General features: G+C 59.6%; 14 protein-coding genes. 8 read left to right on the forward strand and 6 right to left on the reverse strand.

Annotation, left to right across the window (positions count from 1 at the left end; translation table 11 throughout):
- Positions 1–76 precede the first annotated feature (76 nt).
- The 4 genes from BMZ32_RS04780 (at position 77) to ureC (ending at position 3,013) form a co-directional block, all read left to right on the forward strand.
- Positions 77–379: an urease subunit gamma gene (locus BMZ32_RS04780; protein ID WP_090240177.1), complete on the forward strand. Its 303-nt coding sequence runs from the start codon at positions 77–79 to the stop codon at positions 377–379.
- Positions 380–384: 5 nt separating this feature from the next.
- Positions 385–882: a GNAT family N-acetyltransferase gene (locus tag BMZ32_RS04785; protein WP_279626724.1), complete on the forward strand. Its 498-nt coding sequence runs from the start codon at positions 385–387 to the stop codon at positions 880–882.
- A gap of 4 nt (positions 883–886) precedes the next feature.
- A complete protein-coding gene (locus tag BMZ32_RS04790; protein ID WP_090240181.1) occupies positions 887–1,192 on the forward strand; it encodes an urease subunit beta in 306 nt (101 codons plus the stop codon).
- A gap of 120 nt (positions 1,193–1,312) precedes the next feature.
- Positions 1,313–3,013 (forward strand): urease subunit alpha, encoded by a 1,701-nt coding sequence (gene ureC / locus BMZ32_RS04795; protein ID WP_090240182.1) that lies wholly within the window; start codon positions 1,313–1,315, stop codon positions 3,011–3,013.
- A 2-nt stretch (positions 3,014–3,015) separates the two neighbouring features.
- Here ureC and BMZ32_RS04800 read toward each other — a convergent pair whose 3' ends face one another.
- The 6 genes from BMZ32_RS04800 to BMZ32_RS04825 form a co-directional block, all read right to left on the reverse strand.
- Complete coding sequence (locus BMZ32_RS04800; RefSeq protein WP_167376714.1) at positions 3,016–3,837, reverse strand: substrate-binding periplasmic protein; 822 nt, start codon at positions 3,835–3,837, stop codon at positions 3,016–3,018.
- A 134-nt stretch (positions 3,838–3,971) separates the two neighbouring features.
- A complete protein-coding gene (locus BMZ32_RS04805) occupies positions 3,972–4,238 on the reverse strand; it encodes a DksA/TraR family C4-type zinc finger protein (RefSeq protein ID WP_090241550.1) in 267 nt (88 codons plus the stop codon).
- Positions 4,239–4,317: 79 nt separating this feature from the next.
- A complete protein-coding gene (locus BMZ32_RS04810; RefSeq protein WP_090240186.1) occupies positions 4,318–5,181 on the reverse strand; it encodes an isocitrate lyase/PEP mutase family protein in 864 nt (287 codons plus the stop codon).
- A 117-nt stretch (positions 5,182–5,298) separates the two neighbouring features.
- Positions 5,299–6,297: a type II secretion system F family protein gene (locus BMZ32_RS04815; RefSeq protein WP_090240187.1), complete on the reverse strand. Its 999-nt coding sequence runs from the start codon at positions 6,295–6,297 to the stop codon at positions 5,299–5,301.
- A gap of 75 nt (positions 6,298–6,372) precedes the next feature.
- Positions 6,373–7,134 (reverse strand): substrate-binding periplasmic protein, encoded by a 762-nt coding sequence (locus tag BMZ32_RS04820; protein ID WP_090240188.1) that lies wholly within the window; start codon positions 7,132–7,134, stop codon positions 6,373–6,375.
- A gap of 111 nt (positions 7,135–7,245) precedes the next feature.
- Positions 7,246–8,148 (reverse strand): ABC transporter substrate-binding protein, encoded by a 903-nt coding sequence (locus BMZ32_RS04825; protein ID WP_090240189.1) that lies wholly within the window; start codon positions 8,146–8,148, stop codon positions 7,246–7,248.
- A gap of 369 nt (positions 8,149–8,517) precedes the next feature.
- Between BMZ32_RS04825 and BMZ32_RS04830 the strand changes: the two genes are divergently transcribed.
- From BMZ32_RS04830 to BMZ32_RS04845, 4 genes are all read left to right on the forward strand, one after another.
- A complete protein-coding gene (locus BMZ32_RS04830) occupies positions 8,518–9,246 on the forward strand; it encodes a VC0807 family protein (RefSeq protein ID WP_090241551.1) in 729 nt (242 codons plus the stop codon).
- A gap of 24 nt (positions 9,247–9,270) precedes the next feature.
- Complete coding sequence (locus BMZ32_RS04835; protein ID WP_090240191.1) at positions 9,271–9,714, forward strand: YqaA family protein; 444 nt, start codon at positions 9,271–9,273, stop codon at positions 9,712–9,714.
- Positions 9,715–9,860: 146 nt separating this feature from the next.
- Positions 9,861–10,838, forward strand: coding sequence for a lysylphosphatidylglycerol synthase transmembrane domain-containing protein (locus tag BMZ32_RS04840; RefSeq protein WP_090240192.1), 978 nt, complete (start codon positions 9,861–9,863; stop codon positions 10,836–10,838).
- A gap of 201 nt (positions 10,839–11,039) precedes the next feature.
- Positions 11,040–12,305, forward strand: coding sequence for an Hsp70 family protein (locus BMZ32_RS04845; protein ID WP_090240194.1), 1,266 nt, complete (start codon positions 11,040–11,042; stop codon positions 12,303–12,305).
- Positions 12,306–12,336: the final 31 nt, after the last annotated feature.

The raw sequence follows: 12,336 nt of genomic DNA on the forward strand, positions 1-12,336 counted from the left end.
GGCAACCGCGCAGCGTTGTCCACCACCTACAGGTGGATGTGAAAAACGACATCCTCCCTACGAACGGAGCAAAACGATGGACCTTACACCGAGAGAGAAAGACAAACTGCTGATTTTCACCGCCGGGTTAGTGGCCGAACGCCGCCTGGCACGCGGGGTGAAACTCAACTACCCGGAGGCCATGGCCTACATCTCTGCGGCCCTGCTGGAAGGCGCCCGCGACGGCCAGACCGTGGCCGACCTGATGCACTACGGCACCACCCTGCTGACCCGCGATCAGGTGATGGAAGGCATCCCGGAAATGATCCCGGACATTCAGGTTGAAGCCACCTTCCCGGATGGCACCAAGCTGGTTACCGTCCACCAGCCCATTGCGTAATCAGCATGCCTATTATTGATGCTACCCAAGCCGACCTGCCCGCCATCCTCGCCATCTACAACGACGCGGTCGAGCACACCACGGCCATCTGGAATGAGACCCAAGTTGACCTGGCCAACCGCCAGACTTGGCTGGCCGAGCGCACGGCTGCCGGCTTCCCGGTCTTGGTCGCCCATGATGACGCAGGCAGCGTGGTTGGCTACGCCAGCTATGGCACCTGGCGCGCTATCGAGGGCTTTCGCCATACCGTTGAGCATTCGGTGTATGTGCGCAGCGACCAACGCGGTCAGGGCCTGGGCCCGCTGCTGATGCAGGCGCTGATCGAGCGCGCCCAACAGGCTCGCCTGCACGTCATGGTTGCCGCCATTGAAAGCGGCAACAGCGCCTCAATCCGCCTGCACGAGCGCCTCGGTTTCGTCACCACCGGACAGATGCCGCAAGTCGGCCGTAAGTTCGACCGTTGGCTCGATCTCACTTTTATGCAATTGATGCTGGAGCACTAGCGCAATGATTCCCGGCGAATACCAGATCCAAGACGGCGATATCGAGCTCAATGTTGGCCGTCGCACCCTGGCCCTGACGGTGGCCAATAGCGGCGATCGACCGATTCAGGTTGGCTCGCACTTTCACTTTTTCGAAACCAATGACGCGTTGGCATTTGATCGCGCCGCCACGCGTGGCATGCGCCTGAATATTCCGGCCGGCACCGCGGTGCGTTTCGAACCGGGACAATCACGGCAAGTTGAATTGGTCGACCTCGCTGGCCAGCGCCGGGTGTTCGGCTTTGCTGGCCGGGTGATGGGCGATCTCTGAACACAGCCACTCGTAGGGTGGGGCGGGCGGCGCTCCGTTGAGCGCACCGACACCCATAATCTCGCAACGATGGGTTACGCCACTACGTGGCTAACCCATCCTACGGACAGGACTCAAAGCATGAAAATTTCCCGCCAAGCCTATGCCGATATGTTCGGCCCCACCGTCGGCGACAAGGTGCGCCTGGCCGATACCGAGCTGTGGATTGAAGTGGAAAAAGACTTCACCACCTACGGCGAGGAAGTGAAATTCGGCGGCGGCAAAGTCATACGCGACGGCATGGGCCAGGGCCAACTGTGCGCCGCCGATGTGGTCGACACGCTGATCACCAACGCGCTGATCATCGACCACTGGGGCATCGTTAAAGCTGACGTCGGCCTGAAAGACGGCCGCATCGCCGCCATCGGTAAAGCCGGCAACCCGGACATCCAGCCCGACGTGACCATTGCCATCGGCGCGGGTACCGAAGTGATCGCCGGTGAGGGCATGATCCTTACCGCCGGCGGCATCGACAGCCATATCCACTTTATCTGCCCACAGCAGATCGAAGAGGCGTTGATGAGCGGCGTGACCACCATGATTGGCGGCGGCACTGGGCCGGCTACCGGCACCAACGCCACCACCTGCACGCCAGGGCCTTGGCATATGGCGCGCATGCTGCAGGCCGCTGACGCCTTCCCGATGAACCTAGGCTTTACTGGCAAAGGTAACGCCTCCTTGCCCGAACCGCTGATTGAACAAGTCAAAGCCGGTGCGATTGGCCTCAAGCTGCATGAAGACTGGGGCACCACCCCGGCGGCGATCGATAACTGCCTGAACGTGGCCGACCAATACGATGTGCAGGTGGCGATCCACACCGACACGCTCAACGAGTCCGGCTTCGTCGAAACTACCTTGGCCGCGTTCAAGGGCCGCACCATTCACACCTATCACACCGAAGGTGCAGGCGGTGGTCATGCGCCGGACATCATCAAGGCCTGTGGCTTTCCCAACGTGCTGCCGTCCTCGACCAACCCGACCCGGCCCTTTACCCGCAACACCATCGACGAACACCTCGACATGCTCATGGTCTGCCACCATCTCGACCCGAGCATTGCCGAGGATGTGGCCTTTGCCGAATCGCGCATTCGCCGTGAAACCATCGCCGCCGAAGACATCCTGCACGACCTCGGCGCGTTCAGCATGATCAGCTCAGACAGTCAGGCCATGGGCCGCGTCGGCGAAGTGATCACCCGCACCTGGCAGACCGCCGACAAGATGCACAAGCAGCGCGGTCCGCTACCAGGCGATGGTGCAGGCAACAGCAACTTCCGGGTCAAACGCTACATCGCCAAATACACCATCAACCCGGCCATCACCCACGGCATCAGCCATGAAGTAGGGTCGATTGAAGTGGGTAAATGGGCGGACCTGGTGCTCTGGCGTCCGGCCTTCTTCGGCGTGAAACCGACGCTGATTTTGAAGGGTGGCGCGATTGCCGCCAGCCTGATGGGCGACGCCAACGCCTCGATCCCGACGCCGCAGCCGGTGCACTACCGACCGATGTTCGCCAGCTATGGTGGCAGCCGCCACGCCACCAGTTTCACCTTTATCAGCCAGGCCGCATTTGATGCCGGAGTACCCGAGCAACTCGGTTTGAAGAAGAAGATTGGTGTGGTCAAAGGCTGTCGTGAGGTGCAGAAGACCGACCTGATCCACAACGATTACTTGCCGAACATCGAGGTGGATGCGCAGAACTATCAGGTCAAGGCAGACGGCCAATTGCTCTGGTGCGAACCGGCGGATGTGTTGCCGATGGCGCAGCGTTATTTTCTGTTCTGAAGCTAGCGACTGACTTCAAGCAAGCGAGACGGCAAGCTCCGGCTGGGGAACCAGCGCTGGAAAGTAAGAGCGAAGCTGCCATCACGCTTCATCTCATCCAGAGCGACTTGCCAACGCATCACAACCGCAGGGTCAGTGGTCGGCGAAAACACCAAGTAGGACTCGTGCAGGAGAAACACCCACTGCGCCTCTACTTGGTCAGGCGTCATGCCGACTAAGCCGAGTAGATCAGGCAGCGCGATGTCGCTCGCCGCTAACACCTCGCCCCGACCGCTGCGAAACATTTCCATCATCCGCTCCGCGGATGTCACCGTATAAATATTGCGGAAGCCTTGATCCGCCAGGTATTGATAGCTGTACCACTGGCGAGGCAGAACCAATTGCCGAGGTTGCGCCGCCGCCATGCTATCGATCAACAGACCAGAGCCTTTACGGGTATAGAAACGGTTGATTGAAAGGGAGATTGGCCCGACCCACTGGAACGATTTTTCTCGCTCTGCAATACGCGCCACGGTGAAGAGCCCTACATTCGGGGTGCCCTGTGCCTTGGCATAACCGCGCGTCCAAGGTGCCAGTACGATGCGCACCTCATCCCCAGCAAGCACCGCCAGCTGCTGAATCAGCTCAGTGGAAAAGCCCGTGATCAGACCATCGCGGCTGAAATTCAATGGCGGACTTTCTTCGGTGTACAGCTGCAACTCAGCCGCTGATAACAACGAGATACCCGACAGCCACAAACACACGCATAAGGCGCTGCGCTGCATCAACATCACCCACCATGCGCGGGCGTCGCGCCGGTAACCCGTCAGGATAGAGTCACGCACTGCACTAACCATCACGCGCCCTCTAGCAGAAGGTCATTAATGCTAGGAAGTATAGATGAACACGTTGCTGACTTTCGAGCAGCCTCACGCCCGAAAAAAGACGCCGAGTTGTTGCTCACCCAAGACCAGCTCAATCAGCGCAGCTGGCTATCTTTGCTACCGCGTCGGTTATAGCCACCGCTGGCTTGCTGCTGTTGATCATCCGCGTCCTGGCAGACCACGCACAACCTCACGCCTTGCACAGCCTTGCGTCGCGCCTCTGGAATGAGCGCATCGCACGCTTCGCAGTGCGTCAGGCTTTCACCACTGGGCAGCTGGCTACGGGCGCGCTGGATGGCGTCCTCGATGCTGCTGTCGATCTGTTCCTGTACCGCGCCGTCATTACTCCAACCGCCGGCCATGATCACCTCCACATGCATTGCCCTTAGTACACGATATGGACGCCACTGTGCCTCATTACAAGCGCAGCTGATCGGCAACTTACTCTTTTACATTCATAAACTCTTTAGCCCAGACGATATAGTCCTCCGGCTGGGTGTAGGTATGCGTCAGTTCGGTCGCGCTGAGGTCGCTGGACTGCGCCCCGCGCTGCTCGCGCAGGCAATCGTAGGTGGCCTTGATAGCCGCGAAATAGGCCGCATGGCCATTGACCACGATACGTACGCCAAGGCTCGCCAAGCGGGTGTTATCACGCAGCTTGGGGTTGCCATACGTGACCAGCATCAGCGGCACGCTCAAGGCAGCCGATATCTGCTCCAGATGGTCAAAGTCCTCGACACCGACCAAGCAAATGGCATCGGCACCTGCAGCTTGGTAAGCCTGAGTACGGCGAATCACCTCGTTAATATCCAGCAGCCCTGCATGGGTTCGGGCGATAACCGCAAGGTCTGAATCGAAACGGGCCTCTAAGGCCGCACGGATTTTACCGACGCCCTCGTCGATGCTGATCAGGTCTGTGGATTTGCGCCCGAACTGTGCCGGCAGCAGGGTGTCCTCGATGGTCAGCGCGGAAACCCCCGCACGCTCTAGCTCAACCACCGTGCGCATCACGTTCAGCGCATTACCGTAGCCGTGATCAGCATCGGCAATCAACGGCAAGCGGCTGACCCGGCCAATACGGGTGGCTTGCTCGGCAAACTCGCTGAGGGTGATCAGGGCGAAGTCAGGGGCGGCCAGAACTTGTAGTGAAGCTACAGAACCGCCCAGAATTCCGACCTCAAAACCGAGGTCAGCGGCGATACGTGCTGCCATGGGATCGAATACGGAGGCGGTGTGATAGCAGCTATTTGCAGCGAGAAGCTTACGAAATTGCACGCGTAGGTCGTGATGCGAAGCTATTTGCATGGAAATGCACCATCAGTCATGTGTCGGATCTAGGCGAGCGATTATGTAGTAAAACTACATAATCGGCCAGCGACCTTACACCCCGCCCTCAGCGCATAAACCGCAACGCCGCCTGCATCAGCCTAGCTCAACCGGCAAACGTGGGCCAAAGCCGGCGCCAGTGAGCAAGCCATAAGCCATCCACAGCATCACCCCGATATACAGCATGCGCGGCAGCCAGGTGGTCAGCTGCTCGGTCAAGCTATCCAGCTTCTGGGTTTCCACGCGGGCGTAGTTGAGCAAGCTGGCCGGGAGAGTGCCGCTGGCCTCTCCCGAGCGAATCAAGCCAAGCGCCAAACCCTGGCCGGGGAAGGTGAGAGCCGCCAACGCTTGAGCCAAGGTCTGGCCACGCTGAATAGCCAAGGGCACAGCACTGAAGCGTTGGCGCAGCGGCGCATGGCTGATCACCGCACAGGCCTTGGGCAAGGCCTCAAGCATCGGCATACCGGCTTCCAGCATCAGCCCCAGGCTGGCAAAAAAGTCGCGCAGGTTACGCCGCAGCAGTGCTGGCCCCATTAGCGGCAGCCTTGCAAACACGCTATCGAGAGCCCTAGTTGCGCCGGCAGGCGTGTGTTCGCGACGCCGATAAAGCCCGCGCCCCAAGGCATAGAGTGAGCCCAGCACCAGCAAGGGCCAGAGCACACCCCATAGATAACCCGCGCCGCTCAGCTGGCCACCGACCAGCGCCGGCAGTGGCTGAATAAACAGCGCCAACACCAGCACAGCGCCAGGCAACAGCAAGCGTGATTTCAAGGCAGCGGCCTGTTGCGCCTGGTGTGTATAGCGCTCCGCCAGCCGCTGATAGATCGTCGCCAGGCAACCGCTGGCCTGGCCAGCGCGCAGCAGAGTAGCGTCCAGCGGGGTAAACAAACCGCTGCGTAAGCCGGCGCTGGCGATGTCGCTACCTACGGCAATCTGCGTTTGCAGGCTGGCCAGCGCAGTCTTGGCCCCTAAGGGCACACTCACGCTAAGTAGCGCTCGCTCGACCGGCACGCCAGCCTGTTCCATTGCAGCAAGGTGAGCGAACAACTGGGCGCGCGCAGCAAAGTTTAGCTGGGCAGGGCGTGCGGTGGGCATAAGCAGACTCAGGAAGTTATGGGCGACCAACCGTTAGGTGCTCAGTTAGCCGCGCTTAAGGGCGGAGTAGATGCCTTAAGGCGCCGGCATTAAGGCATCTAAACTGTAAGGCTCGCCGAACCAGCGCTGATGAATACGCTGCAAGCTACCATCATGGCCCGACTGCTCAAGTGCTTGCTGCCAACGTTGCACCAGCGCCGGGTCAGTGCTCTTGGAAAAGGCAATGTAGGAGTTGTTAGCCATAAAGGTGTACTGCAACTCGACCTCATCACGGCGCATGCCCTGCTCCGCAAGCATGTTATCCAGAACCAGATTATTGGCTACTAACAACTCGATGCGACCATGCTTGAACATCTTCACCATATGCTGCGGTGTTGGTACGCCATAGAGGTTTTTCAGGCCCTGCCCGCGAAGGTACTCGTAGGAATACCAATTTTTGGGCACCACCAGCGTACTGAACTGCTCGACATCCTTTACCCCGCGTATAGATAACCCGGCACCACGCCGCGAGTAGAAACTGGTGCGCCCCAGGGCAATCGGCCCAACCCATTGGAACAGTGCCTCGCGCTGAGGCGTACGCACCATAGCGAACAACCCGCTGTTAGCTTCGTGCTGCACCTGGTGATAGCCGCGGGTCCAAGGCACCAATTCGATCCGAGCAGCCTGCCCGGTACGCTGGATCAGCAATTCGGTCACTTCCACCGCCATACCGGTTAGCGTGCCATTTTCGATATAGCTGAGCGGGCGGTATTCCTCGGTATACAGGCGCAATTCTGCCGCCAACGCCGAAGTACAGTAGCCAAGCAACAACACGCCGAGCCAAATCGCCAACCTCATGGGGCACTACCTACAGAACATAAAATAATTAGCCGAGTCCAATTGCGAGGATTGGTCGCCAGCCACTGGAGCTCTCATCAATACAGTCTTGCGGCAAGCCAACACAAGCGATTACGGACTGCCAGACAGCTCTAACTCGAGGTCCTGCTCCCACTGAGCTAGATTACCGCGAGTTACCTGCCTCACCTGCAACGCAATGTTTACCGGTTCAGAGGGTAACTCGCCACGCAACCCTTGCGCAGCCAACTGCACGGCGCGATAACCAATGGCATGGGCTTGCTGGATAAACAGGCTGTGAATCTCGCCTTTACGCAACGCGTCGAGCAACAAGGCATCGCCATCGAAGCCGATATGCAGAACGTCCCCCGCCTTACCGAGCCGCCGCATCGCTGCCAGCGCCGCACGCGAGCTGACACTATTGGGCGTGAATATCCCGGCCAGCTGCGGCAGATCATCCCGCAAGGCATTTACCGCAGCCTGACTGTCGTTACCGATGTAAGCATCCACCAGCACATTCAGCCCGCCTTCTTGCGCGCCCTGGCGAAAACCTCGCTCACGCTCGCTGGTCGAGGTTACATCCGCCTGCAAGCGCAATAGCGCGACATTACCTCGCCCAGCGAGCGCAGCCGCCATGGTTTGGCCAGCCTCGAGGCCGGCACGAAAATTGTCGGTAGTCACCACGCCGCGCGCTGCGCTGCCGGGCATATCACGGTCGAAATAAATGGTAATTACGCCACTGGCTGCCAATTGCTGCACGCGCGCGGTAATTGCATTACCGCTGGGGGCGATAACCAGCGCCTTGCAGCCACGCGCCAACGTCCAGCTGATCATCTGTAACTGGGTTTCGACCCGCCCCTCGCGGTTAGGGCCACGAAAGTAGATATCCAACCCCTGTTCTTTGGCTGCCTGCCGAGTGCCGGCCTCTACCTGCAACCAAAACGGCGCAGTGCTAGCCGCCACCACGCCCACACACTCCTTGGCCGATGCGTTAACAGCCCAACTGGTTAATATCATAAGTAGCAGCGCAGATTTCGACCCGCATCGCCTGTGCATCAGCTATCACTCCCAATACGTAGCCACGGCTCACGCTGAACTAAACAAGCAGTGAGCGTCACTGCAGAGTCACTGATATCAATTTAGCATCAGAGCGTGACTCTCGCCGAGCCTCGCGCTAGCGGTTATCCACCGAACTCGCGGGATAAACCCATAACATCCGCATTTGCTAAATTTTAATGGCCAGCCCCTACGCTCAGCCGTCTGCTCATCGCCGGCCAAGGCTAAAAAGACCTCTCGGCGTTTTTTTCACCTTCAAGGCGACAGCTGGGCTGGTAGCCGCCGCCCAAGCAGGCGATGATCACTGATCTTTCCTGCACCTTGAATGACATGACCGATACCACGCAAAGCACTCAGGCCACGCACAAACCCCGCCCGCTGATCGATTTACTGGTCAGCATCATTATCCCCTCCTTGATTCTGATGAAGCTCAGTGGTGAGGCCAAACTCGGCGCTGACGGTGCGCTGATGCTGGCACTGGCCTTCCCGCTGGGCTGGGGCAGTTTCGAGCTGCTCAAGTACCGCAAATTCAACTTTATTGCTCTGCTCGGCCTGGTCAGCGTGCTGCTTACCGGCGGTATCGGCCTGCTCAAGCTGGACAACCAGTGGCTGGCAATCAAAGAAGCGGCGATTCCCGGCCTGATCGGTATCGCCGTGCTGGTGTCGACACGCACGCGCTACCCGTTAATTCGCACCATGCTGTTCAATAAGAACGTACTCAACGTCGACAAGATTCATGAGTGCCTAGAGCAGGCCGGCAATACCGCGCAGTTCGAGGCGCGCCTGCTCAGGGCCACTTACTGGCTGAGCGGCACCTTCTTCTTTTCCTCGGCGATGAACTACGCACTGGCCAAGTGGATTGTGATCAGCCCGGCCGGCAGTGAAGCCTTCAATGCCGAGCTTGGGCGGATGAACCTGCTCAGCTATCCAATGATCGCGATCCCCTCGATGATCATGCTGATGGCCGTCTTCTATTACCTGTGGCGCACCATCCACGGCCTCACTGGCCTCAAGCTGGAAGATGTGATGGCCAATGCCGAACAGGAAAAGCAGCCCTAAGCGAATCTGACTGGTGCGCCACGGATGCTGACGCTCTCCGCTTACCTCGGTCTGTTCCTCTCGGCGCTGGGTGCAGCCACGCTGTTGCCGCTGCAATCGGAAAGTGTGCTGGTGGCGCTGCTGCTGAGCGGCACCTACGTGCCCTGGATGCTTGTCGCCATTGCTAGCGCGGGTAACGTCCTCGGCGCGCTACTCAACTGGCTACTTGGCCGCTACCTCGAACACTTTCGCCATAAAGCCTGGTTCCCGGTCAGCGAGGCGCGCCTGCAACAAGCGCAGCGCGGCTATGCGCGTTACGGCCGCTGGTCGCTGCTGTTAAGCTGGGTGCCGGTGATCGGTGACCCACTGACCTTGGTGGCAGGGGTAATGCGCGAACGCGTGTGGATTTTCCTGCTGATCGTCAGCCTGGCGAAAACCGCCCGTTATGCTGTATTGGCAGCCCTCACTCTCGGCTGGAGCAGCATTTAGCGCTATGCGGCAGACGCCATATCACCAACGGTAAGTGGCAAAGTTGAGCATCTATCGTGCCTCCGCGATACTGCGCCACCTCGCGCAGGTCGTGCGCGGGGTCAGTTGCAGAACGACGGAATGAGTGCAGTGGACTTACAGCCAAGATGAAAAGAAGCGACCTGATCTGGACCCTAGTGGGCCTCAGCGCTGTTGTGCTGTCGTGCTACTTGCTCTATCACCAGGTACGCACTATTTCCCTGGATGAAATCGCCGACAGCCTGCGCGCCATTCCACGCATGAATTGGCTACTCGCGGGTGCCGCCACACTGGGCGCCTATAGCGCTCTGGCCTGGTACGACCGCATCGCCCTCGCCCACCTGGGTAAAAAAATCCCATGGCGCTTTATCAGCCTGTGCTCCTTCACCACCTATGCGCTGGCTCACAACATTGGCGCCTCGGTGTTCTCTGGTGCACTGGTGCGTTACCGCGCCTACCGCAGTAAAGGCATGACGCCGCAGGAAATTGGCATCCTGATCGTCTTTTGCTCCTTCACCTTTATTCTCGGCACGCTACTAGCCAGCGGCTGCGTTTTGCTCTTGGAACCGGATCTGATTCACCGCGTGACCAAGGTCACGCCGCGGGTGTCCGAGATCATCGGCGGGCTTTTACTGCTGTTGGTCACCCTCTATGTGCTCGGTTCCTGGCGGCAGTTCAAACCGCTGCATTGGCGCAAACTGCATATCGAATACCCGCGCCTGCGGATTGTCGCGCGCCAGCTATTGGCAGGGCCATTGGAGTTGGCCTGCGCCGCCGCCATCATCTACTTTGCCCTGCCGGCCGAACACAACCCGGGTTATCTGGTGGTGTTCGGCGTGTTCCTTGCTTCGTTCTCGCTGGCGCTGTTGTCCCACGCCCCCGGCGGTTTAGGCGTACTCGAAGTGACCTTCCTCGCGGCCATGCCCGAGCTCCCGGCAGCGGACGTACTCGCCGCGCTGATCGTGTTCCGCGGCTTTTATCTGTTGCTGCCGTTTGCACTGTCGCTGCTCATCGTCGTTGGCTTCGAGTGGAGCCAGTGGAAGAGCCGTCGCGAAAACAGTCCCACTCTGCCCAACCCTAAGCCGCGCCAATCTCCAGATAACTAGGGGAGCATTGCGCGGCGCACTCGCATAGAATGCGCGGCCGTTTTTTGTGTTCGGCACATCCATGTGCTTCGACTTGCGGGCTTACGCGCATGAGCGTTTCCCCGTTTTTTTGTGACCAGCCCTCTATGGCGGTCACCCTTGGGGCCGTTAGTGCGCGACATCAAAAAATCTCCCGATTATTTTTCAGGAACAGCGCGCCGCATGACTCTTTCTACTCCCGCCCGCGCCTGCGGCATCGACTTCGGCACCTCCAACTCCACCGTCGGCTGGCTACGGCCGGACGCTGAGACGCTGATCCCTCTTGAGGACGGTAAAATCACCCTGCCGTCCGTAGTGTTTTTCAATATGGAAGAGCGCCGCCCGGTGTATGGCCGCTTGGCGCTGCAGGAATACCTGGAGGGCTATGAAGGCCGCCTGATGCGCTCGCTGAAAAGCCTGCTGGGAAGCAAGCTGCTGAAAAGCGAAACCACCGTGCTCGGCAGCGCCCTGCCGTTCAAGGACCTGCTTGGCTTCTTTATCGGCGAGCTGAAAAAGCGCGCGGAGACCACCGCCGGCCGACCGTTTGAAGAAGTGGTGCTGGGCCGCCCGGTGTTCTTCGTCGATGACGACCCGGTCGCCGACCTTGAAGCGCAGAACACCTTGGTCGCCGTCGCGCACAAGCTCGGCTTCAAGGACGTGTCGTTCCAATACGAGCCAATTGCTGCGGCCTTCGATTACGAGTCGGGGATCAGCCAGGAAGAACTGGTGTTGATCGTCGACATCGGCGGCGGCACCTCGGACTTCTCCTTAGTGCGTCTGGCCCCCGAGCGCCGTAACGTCGTCGACCGCAGCAGCGACATTCTCGCCACCGGCGGCGTGCATATCGGCGGTACCGATTTTGACAAGCAGCTGTCGTTGGCCGGCGTCATGCCGCTGTTCGGTTATGGCAGCAAAATGAAAAGCGCCGCGCCGATGCCCACCAGCACCCACCTGAACCTGGCGACCTGGCACACCATCAACGCGGTCTATTCCGCGCAGTCACAGCGCCAGCTGCAAAGCATGCGCTACGACATCGTCGACCCCACCGGCATCGACCGCCTGTTTCAACTGATCGAGCGCCGCGACGGCCACTGGCTGGCCATGCAAGTGGAGGACAGCAAGATCGCCCTCACCGAGCAGGATGCCAGACCGATTGACCTTGGCCGCCTTGAGCCAGGCCTGATCGCCGAACTGACCCGCGAGCTGTTTGAGGCGGCCATCGAACCGCTACTTGAGCGCGTACGCGCCAGTATCACCCAGCTGCTCGGCGATGCTGGCGTCAGCGTTGCGCAGGTCGACACGGTGTTTTTTACCGGCGGCTCCAGCGGCATTCCGGCGTTGCGCCAGAGCGTGGCCGCGATGCTACCGAATGCCCGCCATGTCGAAGGCAACACTTTCGGCAGCATCGGCAATGGCTTGGCGATTGAAGCGCAGAAGCGGTACGGCTGAGGCCGTAGGATGGGTTGAGCGCAGCGATACC

Origin of the sequence: Pseudomonas guineae (assembly GCF_900113745.1) — a bacterium.
GTDB lineage: Bacteria > Pseudomonadota > Gammaproteobacteria > Pseudomonadales > Pseudomonadaceae > Aquipseudomonas > Aquipseudomonas guineae.

What these genes read in the sequence shown, in the direction of transcription:
- BMZ32_RS04780 (WP_090240177.1), top strand. Translation starts at nt 77, where the DNA reads ATGGACCTTACACCGAGAGAGAAAGACAAACTGCTGATTTTCACCGCC.
- BMZ32_RS04785 (WP_279626724.1), top strand. Translation starts at nt 385, where the DNA reads ATGCCTATTATTGATGCTACCCAAGCCGACCTGCCCGCCATCCTCGCC.
- BMZ32_RS04790 (WP_090240181.1), top strand. Translation starts at nt 887, where the DNA reads ATGATTCCCGGCGAATACCAGATCCAAGACGGCGATATCGAGCTCAAT.
- ureC (WP_090240182.1), top strand. Translation starts at nt 1,313, where the DNA reads ATGAAAATTTCCCGCCAAGCCTATGCCGATATGTTCGGCCCCACCGTC.
- BMZ32_RS04805 (WP_090241550.1), bottom strand. Translation starts at nt 4,238, where the DNA reads ATGGCCGGCGGTTGGAGTAATGACGGCGCGGTACAGGAACAGATCGAC.
- BMZ32_RS04810 (WP_090240186.1), bottom strand. Translation starts at nt 5,181, where the DNA reads ATGCAAATAGCTTCGCATCACGACCTACGCGTGCAATTTCGTAAGCTT.
- BMZ32_RS04815 (WP_090240187.1), bottom strand. Translation starts at nt 6,297, where the DNA reads ATGCCCACCGCACGCCCTGCCCAGCTAAACTTTGCTGCGCGCGCCCAG.
- BMZ32_RS04820 (WP_090240188.1), bottom strand. Translation starts at nt 7,134, where the DNA reads ATGAGGTTGGCGATTTGGCTCGGCGTGTTGTTGCTTGGCTACTGTACT.
- BMZ32_RS04825 (WP_090240189.1), bottom strand. Translation starts at nt 8,148, where the DNA reads ATGATATTAACCAGTTGGGCTGTTAACGCATCGGCCAAGGAGTGTGTG.
- BMZ32_RS04830 (WP_090241551.1), top strand. Translation starts at nt 8,518, where the DNA reads ATGACCGATACCACGCAAAGCACTCAGGCCACGCACAAACCCCGCCCG.
- BMZ32_RS04835 (WP_090240191.1), top strand. Translation starts at nt 9,271, where the DNA reads ATGCTGACGCTCTCCGCTTACCTCGGTCTGTTCCTCTCGGCGCTGGGT.
- BMZ32_RS04840 (WP_090240192.1), top strand. Translation starts at nt 9,861, where the DNA reads ATGAAAAGAAGCGACCTGATCTGGACCCTAGTGGGCCTCAGCGCTGTT.
- BMZ32_RS04845 (WP_090240194.1), top strand. Translation starts at nt 11,040, where the DNA reads ATGACTCTTTCTACTCCCGCCCGCGCCTGCGGCATCGACTTCGGCACC.